This window comes from uncultured Tenacibaculum sp. (genome assembly GCF_947502995.1).
Classification (GTDB): domain Bacteria; phylum Bacteroidota; class Bacteroidia; order Flavobacteriales; family Flavobacteriaceae; genus Polaribacter.
Map to the genome: position 1 here is coordinate 1 of NZ_CANNBW010000032.1, position 18931 is coordinate 18931.

Here is an 18931-nt window from a genome sequence, read left to right on the forward strand (position 1 = left end):
ATTACTGATTACTGATTACTGATTACTGATTACTGATTACTGATTACTGATTACTGATTACTGATTACTGATTACTGCATCACAATGCATATACACAAGTGAAATCTTCAATCTCTAAGAAATTAATATCAAAGTTAGAAGTCATTCCTTCATATAGAATTTTTCCAGTAGTAGTATCGTTTTCAAAAGAGAAATCCTCTACATAAATATGATCTAGAAAAAGTAATTTTTTCTTTCCATAAATTTTGTATAAACTCTCTTTAGCTCCCCAAACTATGGTTAATTTGCTAACCAAAGCATCGTGGTTTGCAATAGATTTATATTCTTCAATTGGAGTAAACTTATGCGCGATTTTCACAATCTTATCACGCCTTTTTTCTATATCAATGCCTACTTTTTTTTCTTTAGAAACAATCAATGCAGAAAAAGTAAAAGAATGGGTAATAGAAATATGAGTTCCGTCTTTTAAATGCGGTTTACCAAACTCATCATAAAATAAATCATGATCCTCATAACCAACTTCTCTAAGTAAATGACGTACACTTAAGAAACCTCTTTGGTGTAAATCAGATTTCATATTAGAAACACGTTTCAAGCTCTGAGAAGTAAGATTTGTACCTTGAAATAAGTCATCATAAGACTCTTCAATCTTCCAAATCAAAACTTTAGCAGTATTATTAACAGTTATTGTTTTGTATAGAGGCATGTTTTAGAAAGTTATTTTGTAATTTTGCGACTCAAATTCAAGAAAAATAAAGATACAAAAATATGAGCACAAAAACCGCTGCGTATGTTCCTTACAAAGTTAAAGATATTTCTTTAGCAGATTGGGGAAGAAAAGAAATCGAATTAGCTGAAGCAGAAATGCCAGGTTTAATGAGTTTACGTGAGGAGTATAAAGATGAGCAACCTTTAAAAGGAGCAAGAATTGCAGGATGTTTACACATGACGATTCAAACTGCGGTTTTAATTGAAACTTTACAAGCTTTAGGAGCTGAGGTTACTTGGAGTTCTTGTAACATTTTCTCTACTCAAGATCAGGCTGCTGCTGCAATTGCTGCTGCTGGTACTCCAGTTTATGCTTGGAAAGGAATGAACGAAGAGGAATTCGATTGGTGTATCGAACAAACTTTATTCTTCGGAGAAGAGAAGAAGCCATTAAACATGATCTTAGATGATGGTGGTGATTTAACAAATATGGTATTAGATAAATATCCAGAGTTAGCTGAAGGAATCAACGGATTATCTGAAGAAACTACTACTGGAGTTCACCGTTTATACGAAAGAGTAAAGAATGGAACTTTACCAATGCCAGCAATTAACGTAAATGATTCTGTAACTAAATCTAAGTTTGATAACAAATACGGATGTAAAGAATCTGCTGTTGATGCAATTCGTCGTGCTACAGATGTAATGTTAGCAGGAAAAAGAGTTGTAGTTTGTGGATATGGAGATGTAGGTAAAGGTACTGCTGCTTCTTTCCGTGGAGCTGGATCTATCGTTACTGTTACAGAAATCGATCCAATTTGTGCTTTACAAGCTGCAATGGACGGTTTTGAAGTTAAGAGATTAGAGTCTGTTGTAGGAAATGCAGATATCGTAATTACAACTACTGGAAATAAAGATATCGTTCAAGGTCAACATTTCGAAGCTTTAAAAGACAAAGCAATCGTTTGTAACATTGGACACTTCGATAATGAAATCGATATGGCTTGGTTAAACGAAAAGTATGGAAATACTAAAGTTGAAATCAAACCTCAAGTTGATAAATATACAATCAACGGAAACGACGTAATCATTTTAGCTGAAGGACGTTTAGTAAACTTAGGTTGTGCTACAGGTCACCCAAGTTTTGTAATGTCGAATTCATTCACAAACCAAACATTAGCACAAATCGAATTATGGAATAATGTTGAGGCGTATAAGAATGATGTTTACATGTTACCAAAGCACTTAGATGAGAAAGTAGCAAAATTACACTTAGCTAAGATCGGTGTAGAGTTAACAGAATTACGTAAAGATCAAGCAGAATATATTGGTGTAACTGTTGAAGGACCATTCAAACCAGAACATTACAGATACTAAAAATTAGTAGCTCGTTATATATCTAAAACCTCACCAAATGGTGAGGTTTTTTTATGGTTCATATTCTTTGTGAATTTCAATAAATAATTAAAAAATGAAATTATTTAAGAGTTTATTAATAGATTGTGTAGTTGTAATCTAGGTATCTTCGTCGCTTTAAAAGGTGAAAGATTTTATGTCGTTGATAAAAAAACTACTTTTAAATTTCTCAGTAAGTCTCTTTGTTTCCGGATTTTTATCCGCACAAAAAAGTACTATGACAACTTCAAACAAAGATTTTACGAGTCAAATAGGGATACTAAAATTAAATCTCAACACTTCTTCGGAAAGCGAAGATATAAATGCGAATTCAAGATTTAACTCAAGAATATTTTTCGATCAAAAACTTTTAATAGAAGAAAGTTTATTTGATAGTTTTAAAAATAGGGAAAAAAAGAAAAAAGGATTAGAAGGTTTATTAGGAAATGACGGAAGAGATAATTATGATGCTGTTGCTTATCAGATTGTTAAAGACATAGATAAAGATATTCGTTGGACAAGAAAATTATTCAAAAAAAGTGATTTTAATATTAATCTCGTTTTTGGATTTTAAAGTATAATGAAAACCTCGTCATCGACGAGGTTTTTTGTTTTTACTAACTATTAGCAAATTCTATCATAAGTATCTAAAACTCTATCAGCACCATTTAAATTACCATTATCTAAATATCTTTCAGCTCTTCTTAATAAACGATCACATCTTCTTTCAGAAGGCTTTCCTCCGTAAATTTCTTGTTGCTCTACTTTGTTTAAAGTTTTTCCTAAGTTTAAAAATTGGTTTTTCATGTTAAAATGTTTTTCAAGTTCTATTATTTGGTCACTCTATCGGCGCCAATAAAATATCCCAAGAATAGAAGGTTATTAAATCTATGATTATTTGTTTTTAAAGTCATTCATAGCTTTATGACTTTTAAAATTTATTGCAATTAATTTGACGCAATATATAAAGTTGAAATGTAATAATAATATTGATTTTTGTTAAAATAATACAAACAAAACAACTGTCTAGTGTAAATAATTGATAGCTAATTTTTAAGATGAAAATTAATTTTTAAAATAAAAGTAGATAGATTTCATTACATTTATAACAATCAAATTAATTATACATGAAACCCTTCATTATCTTAAGTGTCTTTTTAATTTTTAGTTCGTGTAATTCACAGAACGATTCAAAAAAAGAAATAATCCCTAATAAGAAAACAACCTTAGTCATCGATTTGCCTAAATTGAATTTACAACAAGCAAATAAACTTGCAACACTGCCAGTTCACTGTATAAATGTAGAATATCCTAATAAATTAAATCAAACTATTGGAAGTAATAAGGATTTAAAATCTCCTAAAGAATTGCATCCAGCATTTTACGGATGTTTCGATTGGCATTCTTCTGTCCATGGACATTGGAGTTTGGTTTCTTTGTTAAAACAATTTCCGAATTTAGATAATGCAGCATCGATTAAACAGCAATTACTTCAGAATATTTCAAAAGAAAATATACAAAGAGAAGTAGCTTATTTTGATGGGAAATATAACAAGAGTTACGAACGAACTTACGGTTGGGCTTGGTTGCTTAAACTTGCAGAAGAATTATATACATGGAATGATCCAGTAGCAAAAAAACTAGAACAAAATTTACAACCGTTAACTAATTTAATGGTAAAAAAGTATATGGAGTTTTTACCAAAATTGAGATATCCGATTCGAGTAGGAGAGCATACAAATACGGCATTCGGATTAACTTTTGCTTGGGATTACGCAAATACCGTAAATAATATCGAGTTAAAATTACTAATTGAAACTAGAGCTAAAGAATTTTATTTAAAGGATCAAAATTGTCCGATCTCTTGGGAACCTAGCGGATTTGATTTTTTGTCTCCTTGTTTACAAGAAGCAGCAATTATGAAGCGAGTTTTATCTAAAGATTTGTTTAAAGACTGGTTGAATAAATTTTTACCTCAATTATCTGATGAGAATTTTAAATTTCCAGTTGGAGAAGTTTCAGATAGAAAAGATGGAAAGTTAGTGCATTTAGATGGTGTGAATTTTTCTAGAGCTTGGGCATTGTCTACTATAATTAGAGATTTACCAGAATACAATCATTTAAAAGTATTAATTAAAGAACACATTGATTATTCATTACCAAATCTTGTAGGTGATAGTTATGAAGGTGGACATTGGTTAGGTAGTTTCGCTATTTATGCCTTAAACTCCGTGAATCATGATTAAGAAATGGTTTAAGAATATTGGTCCTGGTACTTTAGTTGCTGCAGCTTTTATTGGTCCAGGGACAGTTACTTTATGTAGCATAGCTGGAGCAAATTTTGGATTCAGCTTATTATGGGCTATGTTAATTTCTATTCTAGCAACTATTTTTTTACAAGAAATGGCAGCTCGTTTAGGAATCATTTCTCAAAAAGGATTATCTGAAGTTATTAGAAATGAAATTGAAAATCCTGTTGTAAAAAATATTCTTATAGTTTTAATTCTTGTGGCTATTGTTGTAGGAAATTCACTATATGAAGCTGGAAATATTAGTGGAGGTGTATTAGGCTTAGAAACAATTTTAGGGCAATGGAGATTTTCTAGCGGAACTTTTTCTATTAATTTTATAAGTGTTTTAATTGGTGTAATAGCGTTTATACTGTTATATATTGGAAACTATAAGTTTTTAGAAAAAGCTTTGGTGAGTCTCGTGATATTAATGAGTATTTCTTTTGTTACAACAGCAATAATTACCAAACCGAATGTACTTGAAATTATAAAAGGAATGTTTCTTTTTAAAGTTCCAGACAAAGGTTTACTTACAGTTATAGGTTTAATTGGTACAACTGTAGTTCCTTATAATATTTTTTTACATGCTTCTTTGGTAAAAGAAAAATGGAACAACAAAGAAGATATTAGAGCTGCTAAAAAAGACACTGTGATTTCTATTTTTTTAGGCGGCTTAGTGTCTATAGCTATTATTATTTCTGCTGCGGCAATTCAATCAGATACAATTACTAATGCTGCCGATTTAGCAAAAGGTTTAGAACCTTTATATGGTAGTTTAGCCAAATACTTTTTAGCGATCGGTTTATTTGCTGCCGGAATTACTTCTGCAATTACAGCTCCTTTGGCCGCAGCGTATGTAACTAAAGGTTGTTTAGGTTGGAATGTAGATTTAAAATCGAAAAAGTTTAGAGGAGTTTGGATTTTCATTCTAGTATTAGGGATTTTATTTTCTTCTTTAGGGGTAAAACCAATTCAAATTATTAAAGTAGCACAAGTAGCAAATGGCTTGTTGTTACCGTTGATAGCAGGAATCTTATTATGGGTAATGAATAAAGAAAATATTTTAGGAAAGTTTAAAAACACGAAATTCCAGAATTTTATTGGACTATGTATTTTAGCTTTTACTATTTTCTTAGGATTGAAGAGTATTTTAAAAGTATTTCAGGTATTTTAAAATGATAGATATTAATTGTGATGTAGGTGAAGGTGTAAATAATGAAGATAAATTAATGCCGTTAATTTCTTCATGCAACATCGCTTGTAATGCTCATGCGGGAAGTGTTGAAATTATAGATAATGTAATTGTTTTAGCAAAAAAGTATAAAGTAAAAATTGGAGCGCATCCGTCATTTCCTGATAGGGAAAACTTCGGAAGAAAGTTAATGGATATTTCCGAGGAAAAACTTCAAAATAGTATAGAAGATCAACTTGAATTATTAATTGAAAGATCAGAAAAACAAGGTGTAAAAATTCATCATGTGAAGCCTCATGGAGCTTTATATAATATCGCCGCTAAAGAAGAATATTATGCTAATATTGTTTTAAATGCTATAGAAAAAAAATTACCTAAAGCATTTTTGTACGCACCATACAATTCTGTAATTTCAAACTTAGCCGAAGAAAGAAATATTAAGGTAAAATTCGAAGCATTTTTAGATAGAGCTTATAATAACGATTTATCGTTAGTGTCTAGAAATTTACCAGGAGCTTTAATTTTAAACGAACATAAAGCTTGGGAACAACTACAAAGAATGATTCAAAAAGAGGAGGTAATTTCAATTCAAGAAGATGTAGTAAATATTAAAGCAGATACTTTTTGTGTACATGGAGATAATGATCATGCAATTCAAATGTTGATTTACATAAATGCTATGTTGAATGAGTTTGAAAGATAATTTAATATTTAAACGACTAGGAGAAAAAGCAATTTTAATTGAATGGAATAGCGAAGTGCAACCTTCTTTGATAGATGAAATCACAAGTTTTAAAAATGAAATTCTCGATAAAAAAATAGATCAAATTCAAGATTTTATCATAGGCTATACTTCTTTAGTTATTAAATACAATAAAGAAATTATAGGTTTTTCTGATGAAATAGCAGCACTCCAAAAAATCTATTCTGAAAAAGGGGAAGTAAAAAAAGAAGCAAAATTTATTTGGGAAATTCCCGTGTGTTATCATGTCGATTTCGGATTTGATTTACCAGAAATGAGTAAACAATTAAATGTATCGATTAAAGAATTAATCGATATTCATAGCACAACATTATATACCGTACATTTTATTGGTTTTTTACCTGGTTTCCTGTATTTAGGAGGATTGAATACTAAACTTTTCATACAACGAAAAGCAACACCTTTACTAAAAGTCCCAAAAGGAGCAGTTGCAATTGGCGGAAAACAAACAGGAATATATCCTGAAGAGAGTGCTGGAGGTTGGCAAATTATAGGAAAAACTCCAGTTAACTTTTTTAATGTAAATAAAACGATTCCTTGTTTTGCAAAAGCGGGAGATAAAATTCGTTTTAAGTCAATTACGAAAAAAGAATTTGTTTCACTAGAACAAAGTATTTCAGAAGGAAGTTACGAACTACATAAAACCGAATGGCATGCTTAAAGTTTTACATCCAGGTTTTTTTTCTACAATTCAAGATCAAGGAAGATTTGGTTATGCACATTATGGAGTTCCAACTTCCGGAGCAATGGATTTATATGCACATCAATTAGCTAATGCAATTCTAAATAATAATCAGAATGCAAGTACTATTGAAATTACCTTCGGAGGTGCGAAATTTCAATTTTTAAAACGAACTCAAATAAGTATTACAGGAGCAGGTTTTAATCCGAAAATCAATGGAAGCTCTATTGAAACAAATAAAAGAATTACAGTTAATGCTGGTGATGTTTTATCTTTTGGAAAAAGAGAATACGGATTAAGAACATATCTTGCTGTTTTAAATGGTTTTGACGTGGATACAGTTTTAGGAAGTAAAAGTTTTTATAAAGGAATAACTAAAGAAAACTTGTTAAAAAAGGGCGACGAAATTCCATTTCTAGAAACTAATAATGAAAATAAAAACACTTACACAAGAATTAATATAAACTCACTTCATTTTATAAATCCAATATTGAATTCCTATAAAGGACCTGAATTCGATTTACTTTCATTAAAACAAAGAAAAAAACTCTTAGAAATAAACTTTGAAATATCAGCAAATAACAGTAGAATGGGGTATTTCTTAGAAGAAACAATAGAAAATAATTTTCCGACTATGTTGTCTTCAGGTGTTGTACCTGGAATAGTACAATTAACACCTTCAGGAAAATTAATTGTATTAATGCGCGATTGTCAAGTTACTGGAGGTTATCCGAGAGTTTTACAATTAACATCACAAGCAATAAATCAATTAGCGCAGAAAACAACTAAAGATATTGTGAATTTTTCTTTAATTAAATAGTAACAAAATTTTTGTTTGAGTAACGTTAAGATATAACAATGAATAATTTAACATGAAAAAAACAATTTTATCTTTAGGAAAAGTATTAAGTAGAGAAAATCAAAAAGAAATTAATGGAGGGTTAGGAAGTAATCCATGTACTAATGAATGTAAAGTAGGAACAACTCATACTGATAATGGAGGATGTGCGAAAGGAGAATATTGTAAAGAAACAGATCATTGCAGTATGTATGGTGTTAGATCAACGAGATGTTATCCTATGATAACTGATGGAGGAATTGACGCTAAAGATATTCTTGTAATCTCAAAATAGTATAATAAAAAAGATTCCTGAATACTCAGGAATCTTTTTTATTGTAGTTATAATTCTTTTAGATACACTACTAAATTCCGTTCTCAATAAATAAATCTTTAAGAGCAGGGTCAGAAGGTCTTGGAGCATCAGAACTTACAATGTTTCCTTCTGGATCAATTAAAATAAAACGAGGAATATCGTTAATACGATAAGCATCAGTAAAATCTTTATTCTCATTGGCAAATAATTGAACACCACCTAAGTTTTTCTCTTCAATCATATCACTCCAAGTAAAATAATCATCTCTTTTGTCAACAGAAATACTAACGAATTCAATATTTTTCCCTTTATATTCTTCTTCAATTTTGTGTAAAAAAGGAATTTGAGCTAAACAAGGAGGACACCAAGTTGCCCAAACATCTATGTATACATATTTTCCTTTAAAATCATCTAAAGATTTTGGAGTTCTATCAGGTGTTTCATAACCAGTAAATTTAGGTGAAGGCTGTCCTTTTCCTAAAGTTGTTTTAAAGTATAATTTATCACTATGAATTTTTACTAGCTGTGCTTCTAAACCTTCAATGTTTTTCTTTTGAATACTAACAAAAGCTGTATCTAAAACTTTATTTTCTAGTCTAGTATTAAATGCAGAAATATAAGTATTCAATTTAGCATCAAACTCATCCTTTGGTAATTCTATCATTTCTTTTACTCCTGCATTAAACTCAATTTGATTTTGAGCCGTGATAGATAAGAAGTTGCTTTCAGCTGCTCCTTTACCAGCAAATAAAATTGATTTTCTAGGCTCGGCAGCATTAATATTCATGGTAATTTCATCACCATTTCTAAAATATGCAGTTGCATAATTTGTTCCATCGTAAAGAGAAAAGAAACCGTTGCTTACTTTTAAAGTATCTTTAAAAGTTCCGTCTTCATTTACTTTTATTGTTTTTTGATATCCTTTTTGAGGATTTGCTACTACTAATGAATCAGAATTCTTATTCTCTATTTTTCCAGAAAAACTAACAAAGTCGTTGTTTTTACAAGAAAAAAATAAAGTTGCTGAACACAGTAAGTAAATAACTTTTTTCATGAGATTAGGGCTATAAGTATTTTGGAGTAGTAAAAATAAGAGAAAAACTTTACATATGAGATTTCTTTCAAATCATAGTGAATAAAATAAAAAATTATTGCTAAAATAAATCGTAAATTTACACTCTAAAAATCACATCAATTTTACGGAATGTATTTAATCTTTGATACAGAAACAACTGGTTTACCTAAGAGTTGGAATGCTCCAATTACAGATACTGATAACTGGCCTAGAGCAATACAAATTGCTTGGCAGTTGCATGATGAAATGGGAAATTTAATTGAGCACAACGATTTCTTAATTAAAGCAGATGGATTTAATATTCCGTTTGATGCTGAACGTATACATGGTATTTCTACAGAATTAGCCAATGAACAAGGAATTGGTCTTGCGGAAGGATTAGATTTATTTAATGAAGCCTTAAAAAAGACAAAGTTTGTTGTTGGTCAGAATGTAGGATTCGATGTGAATATTATGGGATGTGAATTCCATCGATTAGGTGTTGAAAATAATTTAACTGAATTACCAGTTTTAGATACCTGTACGGAGTTAACAGCTTCCATGTGCCAAATTCCTGGAGGTAGGGGAGGTAAATTTAAATTACCAACCTTAACAGAGTTACATCAACATTTATTTGGTGTCGGATTTAATGAAGCACACAATGCAACGGCAGATGTTGAGGCAACAACACGTTGTTTTTTAGAGCTACTACGTTTAAAGCATTATCCGTTAGAGGTATTAGATGTTCCAGAAGATTACTACGCAAAATATTCTGAAACGAATCCAATGCCAATTCAGCTAATAGGTTTAAAACATTTAAACTTAAAGGCAGAAAGTGATAAAATTAGAAAGCGTCAAGCAGCTGCTTCAAGTGAAGGAAATGCACAGTCGACTTCAGAAGGCTTAGCACAATTAGAAGGAGTTCAATTTGCGCATTTACATAACCACTCTCAATTCTCGGTATTACAATCTACCATTCAAATTAATGGATTAGTTGCTGCGGCTGCAAAAGATAACATGAGTGCAGTTGCTTTAACAGATACAGGAAATATGATGGCGGCATTCCATTTTACGTCTGCTGTAGCCAATCATAATAAATCTGCTGAAACACCATTAAAACCTATTGTGGGTTGTGAGTTCTTTATTTGTGAAGATCATAAAGACAAAACAAGAAAAGACAATGGTTATCAGGTTGTTTTATTAGCGAAAAATAAACGAGGATATCATAACTTGGCTAAAATGTCATCAACGGCTTTTGTCGATGGATTTTATTATGTGCCTAGAATTGATAAAGAGATTGTAAAACAATACAAAGAAGATGTTATTGTTTTAACAGGAAACTTATACGGTGAAGTTCCAAATAAGATTTTAAATGTTGGTGAAAAACAGGCAGAGGAAGCTTTGTTATGGTGGAAAGAAGAGTTTGGAGATGATCTGTATATCGAGTTAATGCGACACGGTCAAGAAGATGAAGATGCTGTGAACCGTACGTTATTGGAATTCGCCAAAAAACATGAGGTTAAGCTTGTAGCAACCAATAACACCTATTACTTAGGAAAAGAAGAAGCGAATGCACACGATATTTTATTGTGTGTAAAAGATGGAGAAAAACAAGCAACTCCAAAAGGTAGAGGTAGAGGTTATCGTTACGGTTTACCTAACGATGAATATTATTTCAAATCTACAGAAGAAATGAAAAAGCTTTTTGCAGATATTCCTGAAGCAATTAGTAATATTCAAGAAATTGTAGACAAAGTAGAAGCCTTCACTTTAGCACGAGATGTATTATTACCTGCCTTCGAAATTGGTGAAGAATTTCAAGATGCACAAGATGAAGTTGACGGAGGTAAACGAGGAGAGAATAATTATCTACGTCATTTAACTTATGAAGGAGCTAAAATTCGTTATGGTGAACTTACTGAAAAGATTACTGAGCGATTAGATTTTGAGTTAGATGTAATTGCAAAAACAGGATATCCGGGGTATTTCTTAATTGTAGAAGATTTTATTCGCGCAGCTCGTGAAATGGGAGTTTCCGTAGGTCCAGGTCGTGGATCAGCTGCTGGTTCGGTAGTTGCATACTGTTTATGGATTACCAATATCGACCCGATTAAGTACGATTTACTTTTTGAGCGTTTCTTAAACCCTGAACGTGTATCCATGCCCGATATAGATATTGACTTTGATGATGAAGGTCGTGGTCGTGTAATGGATTATGTAATTGAAAAGTATGGAGCCAATCAGGTAGCGCAAATTATCACTTATGGTACCATGGCAGCGAAATCTTCGTTACGTGATACAGCCAGAGTATTAGATTTACCTTTATTTGAAGCGGATAGAATTGCAAAACTTGTTCCTGGAATTAAGCTGAAAAATATCTTCGGTGAAGATGAAAAGAGTAAAGGAAAAGTTGCAGGTTTACGTGCGGAAGAAAAAGATAACGTAAACGAATTAAGATCTATAGCGCAAGGATCAGGATTAGAAGCGAATACAATTAATCAAGCCGTTGTATTAGAGGGTTCGGTTCGTAATACAGGTATTCACGCCTGTGGGGTAATTATTACGCCAGATGATATTACGAAATTCGTTCCTGTATCTTTAGCTAAAGATTCTGATATGTACGTAACACAGTTCGATAACTCGGTTGTGGAAAGTGCAGGATTACTGAAAATGGATTTCTTGGGGTTAAAAACACTAACCCTAATTAAAGATACAGTTAAGATTGTAAAAGCGCGTCATGGAGTAGAACTCGATCCCGAGAATTTCCCCATTGATGACGAAGAAACATATGCATTATTCCAAAGAGGAGAAACCGTTGGTATTTTTCAGTACGAATCTCCTGGAATGCAAAAATACATGCGTGAATTAAAGCCTACAGTATTTGCCGATCTTATTGCCATGAACGCATTATATCGTCCAGGTCCGTTAGAATATATTCCTTCTTTTATCCGAAGAAAACATGGAGACGAAGAAATCGAATATGACCTTCCTGCAATGGAAGAATATTTAGCAGAGACTTACGGAATTACGGTATATCAGGAGCAAGTAATGTTACTGTCGCAAAAACTAGCAGATTTTACCAAAGGTGAGGCCGATGTATTACGTAAGGCGATGGGTAAAAAGCAGGCGGCGGTTCTAGCAAAAATGAAACCTAAGTTTGTAGATCAGGCAAAAGCAAATGGACATGATGAAAAAGCTTTAGAGAAGATTTGGAAAGACTGGGAAGCATTTGCTTCTTATGCCTTTAATAAATCACACTCTACATGTTATGCTTGGATTGCCTATCAAACTGCTTACTTAAAAGCGCATTATCCTGCAGAATATATGGCAGCGGTACTTTCCAACAACATGAATGATATCAAAACAGTATCGTTCTTTATGGAAGAGTGTAAGCGTATGGGATTAGAAGTATTGGGTCCAGATGTAAATGAATCTTATTCTAAATTCTCTGTAAATAATCAAGGAGCAGTTCGTTTTGGTATGGCAGCTATTAAAGGAGTAGGGGCTTCAGCTGTAAAAGCAATTATTGATGAACGAAAAGAAAACGGAAATTATAATTCAATCTTCGATGTTGCCAAACGTGTTGATTTACGGGTAGCAAATAAAAAAGCGTTCGAAGGATTAGTATTAGCTGGAGGATTCGATTCTTTTACAAATGCACACAGAGCACAATACTATGTTAGAGATGAAAAGGAACAAACGTTTTTAGAAAAAGCGATCCGTTTCGGAAATAAATATCAAGAAAATCAGAATTCTTCTCAGGTATCTTTATTCGGAGAAGCAAGTGAAGTAGATTTACCTGAGCCAATTATTCCTGAATGTGATACTTGGGGAACAATGGAGTTGCTTGCTAAAGAAAAAGAAGTCGTAGGAATGTATATTTCTGCACATCCATTAGATGATTTTAAAAACGAATTAAAGTTCTGTAATGGTAATGTGAGTTACTTTAAAGATTTAGCGAAATACGAAGGTATGGCGATAACCTTTGCAGGAATCCTTACGGATGTCCAACACCGTGTTTCTAAAGCAGGAAAAGGTTGGGCTTCGTTTATTATTGAAGATTATAACGATAGTTTTGAGTTTAGAATCTTTGGAGAAGAATATCTACGTTTCAAACACTTTTTAGTGCCAAATTCTTTCTTGTATGTAAAAACTATGGTAAAACCAGGTTGGGTAAATAAAGAAGGAGTAAAAGGTGATCCTAGAGTCGGATTTACAGAGTTCTTACTTTTACACGATATCATGGAGAAGATGTGTAAGAAGTTAACCATAAAGCTCGCACTGAAAGATGTTAAAGAAGATTTTATAAAAGATTTCCAGCATCTATGTGTATTGAATTCTGGTTCACATTCTTTACGTTTTGTGATTTATGATGTAGAAGAAAAACTAGAAATAGACATACCTAGTAGAACTACGAAGATTAATATCACTAGTGAGTTTTTAGCAAAACTTGATGAAGAGCATATCAATTATAAGTTGAATTAGTTTTTTCTAAATGAAAAAGTTAAAAATTCTAATATTAATAATTCCTATTCTTCTTTTTAGTCAAGAAAAGATAAAGAAACTTGATGAAGACATTAGAAATAGTGTTATTCAAAAGGGAAGGCAAGCCTATTTTAGTAAGGATACAGTTTTGTTAAAAGAGAAAACAGAACTGCTAAAAACATATTATCTTAAGTATAATGATTCTCTTTCTCTAGCGAAGTATTATCATTTTAAAGCCTTAAAAACAAAATTAGAGTTCAAACAAGATAGTACTTATTATTACTATGTAAAGTCTAAAGATATTTCTAAATTAATTAAAGATTCTCTGGCTGTAGGAAGAAGGTTATTAAGTATGGGAAATATCCAAAGAAAAGTAAAAGATTACTTAGGAAGTGAATTATCTCTTACAGAAGCAATTTTATATTTAGAACCTTTAAAATCATATGATTATTTATCCTCTGTTTATAATGGTTTAGGTATTGTTAATAAAGAATTTAATCGGTTTGATAAATCAATTTTTTATTATAATAAAACTTTATTGATAAGTGAATTAATTGACGAAGAAAAAATTAGGCTTAGTAAAGAATTGTATGTATACAATAATATAGGAGTAACTTATCAAAAAAAAGGTTTACATAAAATAGCTGTACATTATTTTGAAGAGGGATTAAAGCGTTACAAAAAAATTAATGGAAATATTAAAAATAATTTTTCCACGCATTATGCTTTATTGCTAGAAAACTTAGCATACAGCAATTTTTCATTAGGGAAGGAAGAATCTGTTTTAGAATGGTATTTTGAAGTTATCAGTTTAAATGAGAAAAATAATAATTTAGATCTTTTAAGTACCAATTATATCAATTTATCAGGATATTTTTTTGAAAAAAACGATATCCAAAAATCAAAGAAATACGCAGAAAAAGCATTGTATTATGCTAAAATTTCTCAAAACAATAAAAGACATTTAGAAGCTCTTTTTTCATTATCAGAATTAACAAAAGGAGAAGAATCTAAAAAATATTTATACGAATACATTAAACTTAATGCAAGTTTATTAGCAAAAGAAAGAAGAATAACGAATCAATTTGCACAAATTAAGTTTGATAGGGAAACAAAAGAAAAAGAAAACAAACAACTTAAGTTTGATATAGAAAAAAAACAGATTGAAATAGAAAAAATAAGACAAAGAAATATAATTATAATTTTACTTTCTATTATTAGTTTGTTAGGATTAGTTTTTAGCCTGATACTGTTTAGAATCAAGAAGAAAAAAATATTGTTAACAGAAGAATTAAAAAGAATCAAAATAAAAGAAGAAGAAAGAACTCGAATATCTAAAGAATTGCATGATGGGATTTTAGCGAAACTTTTTGGAATCCGTTTAGGCTTAGGTTTTTTTGAAGTTAAAAAAGAAGAGACAAAAAAATTCGAGGATTTACTCTTTGAGTTACAGCATATAGAAAAAGATATAAGAGAAGTCTCTCATAAATTAACTATTGATGTTGAGGATGTAGATTTTTCTAATTTGATAAAAGAATTAATTAAAAAGAAATCAGAAATAGGAAAGTTCAATTATGTTTTTCAAGCTGATCCTAGTGTAAATTGGAGTGAAGTTTCTAATGAAATAAAAATAAATATTCATAGAATAATCCATGAATTACTTAATAATATAATCAAACATGCTAGTGCAACTAAAGTTGATTTAAATATAAGTCAAATAGAAAAAGAGTCATTAGAAATCATTGTAAAAGATAATGGAAAAGGTTTTGATGTGGATTCAGTGATTGATGGAATTGGAATTAGTAACTTGAAACTAAGAATTGATAATTTAAAAGGAGATTTACAAATTAATTCAAAGAAAGGAAAAGGAACTAAAACTCAAATTTTAATACCATTAAATTAGCAATCTGAGAAAGAAAAAGAAAAAAAAGAATATGAATTTATTAGAAGAAGATCAGACATTGAAACTTATGGCTAGTTTCAAACCTGCTGAAATAGAATTCTTAATCTATCCAAAACGAGATTTAAAAAAGTTATTAAAACTTACATTTTTTGATTTACTATTAAATCAAGTTCTAGTTTTAAAAAAGAAGTATCTACAAGCAGATAAAAAGGCTCCAGTTAGAGAACTTATAATAGTTGAAACAGGAAAAAACTTTTCTTCATACCAATGTAATCATGATTTTGAAAAGCTTTTTACTTATAGAATAGATCACGATAGTTATTATTTTATTATTCCATTTTTAAAAGAAGTATATCAAGATATTCCAACCGAAGGAAGTTACAGAAGAATGATGCGGAATAGTTTTTCTTCTTTAAGTTTATATAAGAGAGGTTTTTGGATTTCTTTATTTAATAGAACTGTTCATAATAAAAAAGGTTATAATACAAGAAATCTGATAAAAACTAAGCTAGAAGAAATAGATAATACTATTTTAGAACTCATAGAAAAAGAACCTGATAGAGCAATTCAGGTTATAGAACAATTAAAAGGGAATATTTTTCTTTTAGAGAACTTTAATGCAGAGTTCTTTAAAAGCTTAAAATCAAAGTTTACTATAGAATCTAATATTTCATCTCAGGATTATCTTTTTGTTGAATATTTATTTGAAAGTTCTTTTGAGTTATTATTAGAAATATTTGAAGAAGTTAATGATTATTTTGATATGAATTTTTTCATTCAAGTCGATTCAGAATTTGATCCAAGCGGTTTTATAGATTATTAGTTTAAATTAATAAATTATAATTTTCAACCTAGATCTAACTGGTTTCAGGTTCTCATAATGAATAGCTGGATGAGATTCCGAAACGAGTTCGGAATGACGCTTACTAAAAGTTTTCAAATTATATCAACCATATTGATTTTTTTGTCACTTCGAGTAAAATAAATCAAAGCATTGCGAAGGTTTATTTTGTATCGAGAAGTAGTTGCAAAAAGGGTTCTCGATACTAATTTGCTCTCATTAATATTCGTCAAATTCACTCGAACTGACATTCATTACCCTTATCGATGATGAAGAATAATTAAATGTAAACTTTACCAACACAAGAATTGGTATTTGTTTTTAAAGCAATTTTAAGAACATTAAACCATTAGACTAGTATATGGTCTAAAAAGAAAACATAAGATATGACTGCAAAATATATTGTTTACTTTTTAAGCCTATTCTTACTACTGTCTTGTAGTGATGATGAAACTATAACAGAAATTACTAATCCCGAAACTTCTTTAATTGAATTAGACTTTACAAATCCTCCCATAGATTTACAAGGAGCGCAAGCTTTATATGCTTCAGATATTGCTTACGATCAATACGATAAAACTAAGTTTGATGTTTTTTTACCAAGCACTACTACAAAAACAGGCTTAGTAGTATTTATTCATGGTGGAGGTTTTACAGGAGGTGATAAAGATTTTATTTATACAGACAATTATGCAAGTGAAGTCGTACGCCTTTTAAATAATAATATTGCTGTAGCCACAATTAATTATAGACTTTTAGAAGATGGAGATACAGAAGGTGTTTTAAAAAGTTTAAACGATTCTAAAAGAGCAATACAATACATACGATATATTAGTAATGAACTAAATATTAATAAAGAAGATATTGTGTTATTTGGTTCTTCAGCAGGAGCGTCAACCGCATTATGGTTGGCTACAAACGATGATTTAAAAGATATTAATAATACTACGGATGCTGTATTACAAGAAAGCTCTAGAGTTAAAGGAATTGCTTTAAATGCAACACAATCTAGTTTAGATATTGAAGGTAGATGGATAGGAAATGTTTTTGCTGAATTCGGAACTACTTTAGAAGATATGAATCAGGAATTCGGAGAGCAAAAATTGTATAATTTCTATGGTGTAAATACCGAATCAGCATACCATACACCAGAAGTAGAAGCTTATCGTAAACAAGTTGATATGCTTTCTTTTATATCTTCAGATGATCCTGAGATTTGGGTAAAGAACACTGGAGGACATAATAATGTGCCAACAACAACAAGTAGTTTTAATCATCATCCATTCCACGCAAGAGAAATTAAAAAGTTTGCAGATGCTAATGGAGTGAAAAATGTAACTACTTATGGAAATCCGATATTGTTCAGTAGTGTTGGTGATGAAGATTTTGTTTCGTTTTTAATTAGAAAAATAAATGAATAATTTTTTATTGTTTATTTGTTTGATTATTAATTGAATATGTCCTCTGTAGAATAATCAAAGTAATTTTTTTGATTTTTAATAGTAACATTAAAATGTTTTAATGAACGCGAGAGTAATTAAAAACATTTTAAAAATCATGAAAAAATACAACTTTAGAAAGTTATTATTAATCTTACCTATTTTAGGTTTATTCTTATTTCAAAATTGCACTAAAGAAGAAGAAATTATTGAAAATGAACCAGAATTAATAACATTAGATACAGAATCTATAAAAGAAGACTTAGAGAAAGATGGATTAGCTCAAAGAAGAACAAATCTTTTTTTTAGTTCAAGTGATAATATTAGAGGATGGTCTTGGGATGGAAAAACAGCAAGTTATGTAGTTCTTAGAAGAGGAAAATTATATTTATATATTAGATCTTTCAATGGAACAAGTTTCGGTTCTCATAGAGAAGTTTTCTTAAGTTCTAGTGATAATTTAAGAAGCTGGCATTGGGATGGAAAAACAGCAAGTTACCACGTTATAAAAGGAGGAAAAACATATTTATATGTAAGACCTTTTGATGGATATAAATTTGGTGCTCATCGTGAAATCTTCTTTAGTTCTGGTGATAATGTTCGTGGCTGGTATTGGTCATCATCTTATTCAGGTACAGCAAAATTTTGTACTTATTTAATAGAAAGAGGTGGAAAGACTTACAAACAAACAAGAAGATTTGATGGTTTTAAGTTCTTAGATACTCCAAAAGAATCATTTTTTAGTTCTAGTGATAATATAAGAGGATGGTCTACATATGAGCTTCCAACTCCTTTGGTTGTTAAATCTGGATTTATTAGTTTTAATTCAAGAGAATCTATACTTTCCATAGACTCTCTAAATTAGAATAAAAAATTACATCTAAAAAAAGAAGACTATCCCATTTGGATAGTCTTCTTTTTATATTCTAATAAAATTTTAGCACAAAAAATCTAATTTTTGAAATTGATAGTACCATAAATAATACAAATTATAAATAGTAGATATCTCCTTATGTTTTAACTT

Annotated in this window: 16 protein-coding genes; 13 read left to right on the forward strand and 3 right to left on the reverse strand. The window is 30.4% G+C overall.

Features of this window, described 5'->3' with window-relative positions; translation table 11 throughout:
- Nucleotides 1–79: 79 nt before the first annotated feature.
- Nucleotides 80–706: a 4'-phosphopantetheinyl transferase superfamily protein gene (locus Q1A46_RS19655; protein WP_299683135.1), complete on the reverse strand. Its 627-nt coding sequence runs from the start codon at nucleotides 704–706 to the stop codon at nucleotides 80–82.
- Nucleotides 707–768: 62 nt separating this feature from the next.
- Between Q1A46_RS19655 and ahcY the strand changes: the two genes are divergently transcribed.
- Both ahcY and Q1A46_RS19665 read left to right on the forward strand, forming a co-directional pair.
- Entirely contained in the window at nucleotides 769–2085 is a 1317-nt protein-coding gene (gene ahcY / locus Q1A46_RS19660; RefSeq protein ID WP_299683137.1) for an adenosylhomocysteinase, read from the forward strand.
- A 256-nt stretch (nucleotides 2086–2341) separates the two neighbouring features.
- The gene (locus Q1A46_RS19665; protein WP_299683139.1) at nucleotides 2342–2677 is read left to right on the forward strand and encodes a hypothetical protein; all 336 of its coding nucleotides are present in this window, start codon (nucleotides 2342–2344) and stop codon (nucleotides 2675–2677) included.
- 50 nt (nucleotides 2678–2727) lie between these two features.
- Here the strand turns inward: Q1A46_RS19665 and Q1A46_RS19670 are convergent, their stop codons facing one another.
- Nucleotides 2728–2910: a hypothetical protein gene (locus tag Q1A46_RS19670; protein WP_299683141.1), complete on the reverse strand. Its 183-nt coding sequence runs from the start codon at nucleotides 2908–2910 to the stop codon at nucleotides 2728–2730.
- Between the two features lie 320 nt (nucleotides 2911–3230).
- Here Q1A46_RS19670 and Q1A46_RS19675 point away from each other — a divergent pair, with 320 nt between their 5' ends.
- From Q1A46_RS19675 to Q1A46_RS19700, 6 genes are read left to right on the forward strand one after another with little or no spacing between them, the layout of a single operon-like run.
- On the forward strand, nucleotides 3231–4349 hold the full coding sequence (locus Q1A46_RS19675; RefSeq protein WP_299683143.1) for a DUF2891 domain-containing protein: 1119 nt from the start codon (nucleotides 3231–3233) through the stop codon (nucleotides 4347–4349).
- Nucleotides 4342–5568, forward strand: coding sequence for an Nramp family divalent metal transporter (locus Q1A46_RS19680; RefSeq protein WP_299683145.1), 1227 nt, complete (start codon nucleotides 4342–4344; stop codon nucleotides 5566–5568). Before Q1A46_RS19675 ends, Q1A46_RS19680 begins: the two co-directional genes overlap by 8 nt.
- A 1-nt stretch (nucleotide 5569) precedes the next feature.
- On the forward strand, nucleotides 5570–6289 hold the full coding sequence (gene pxpA / locus Q1A46_RS19685) for a 5-oxoprolinase subunit PxpA (RefSeq protein ID WP_299683147.1): 720 nt from the start codon (nucleotides 5570–5572) through the stop codon (nucleotides 6287–6289).
- Entirely contained in the window at nucleotides 6273–7010 is a 738-nt protein-coding gene (pxpB, locus tag Q1A46_RS19690; protein ID WP_299683149.1) for a 5-oxoprolinase subunit PxpB, read from the forward strand. The genes pxpA and pxpB overlap by 17 nt, the downstream gene beginning before the upstream one ends.
- Nucleotides 7003–7851 carry a biotin-dependent carboxyltransferase family protein gene (locus Q1A46_RS19695; RefSeq protein ID WP_299683151.1) on the forward strand — a complete coding sequence of 283 codons (849 nt, stop codon included), beginning with the start codon at nucleotides 7003–7005 and terminating at the stop codon, nucleotides 7849–7851. The genes pxpB and Q1A46_RS19695 overlap by 8 nt, the downstream gene beginning before the upstream one ends.
- 52 nt (nucleotides 7852–7903) lie before the next feature.
- Nucleotides 7904–8164, forward strand: a complete 261-nt coding sequence (locus Q1A46_RS19700) for a hypothetical protein (protein ID WP_299683153.1) — start codon at nucleotides 7904–7906, stop codon at nucleotides 8162–8164.
- A 70-nt stretch (nucleotides 8165–8234) separates the two neighbouring features.
- On the opposite strand, the gene Q1A46_RS19705 is transcribed toward Q1A46_RS19700, so the two are convergent.
- Complete coding sequence (locus Q1A46_RS19705; protein ID WP_299683155.1) at nucleotides 8235–9239, reverse strand: TlpA disulfide reductase family protein; 1005 nt, start codon at nucleotides 9237–9239, stop codon at nucleotides 8235–8237.
- A 150-nt stretch (nucleotides 9240–9389) separates the two neighbouring features.
- On the opposite strand from Q1A46_RS19705, the gene dnaE reads away from it, so the two are divergent.
- The 5 genes from dnaE (at nucleotide 9390) to Q1A46_RS19730 (ending at nucleotide 18772) form a co-directional block, all read left to right on the forward strand.
- The gene (gene dnaE, locus Q1A46_RS19710; protein WP_299683157.1) at nucleotides 9390–13724 is read left to right on the forward strand and encodes a DNA polymerase III subunit alpha; all 4335 of its coding nucleotides are present in this window, start codon (nucleotides 9390–9392) and stop codon (nucleotides 13722–13724) included.
- Between the two features lie 10 nt (nucleotides 13725–13734).
- The gene (locus Q1A46_RS19715; RefSeq protein ID WP_299683159.1) at nucleotides 13735–15627 is read left to right on the forward strand and encodes a tetratricopeptide repeat-containing sensor histidine kinase; all 1893 of its coding nucleotides are present in this window, start codon (nucleotides 13735–13737) and stop codon (nucleotides 15625–15627) included.
- A 31-nt stretch (nucleotides 15628–15658) separates the two neighbouring features.
- Complete coding sequence (locus Q1A46_RS19720; protein WP_299683161.1) at nucleotides 15659–16450, forward strand: hypothetical protein; 792 nt, start codon at nucleotides 15659–15661, stop codon at nucleotides 16448–16450.
- A 404-nt stretch (nucleotides 16451–16854) separates the two neighbouring features.
- Entirely contained in the window at nucleotides 16855–17889 is a 1035-nt protein-coding gene (locus Q1A46_RS19725; RefSeq protein WP_299683163.1) for an alpha/beta hydrolase, read from the forward strand.
- Between the two features lie 136 nt (nucleotides 17890–18025).
- Nucleotides 18026–18772, forward strand: a complete 747-nt coding sequence (locus tag Q1A46_RS19730; RefSeq protein WP_299683165.1) for a hypothetical protein — start codon at nucleotides 18026–18028, stop codon at nucleotides 18770–18772.
- The last annotated feature ends 159 nt before the right edge of the window (nucleotides 18773–18931 follow it).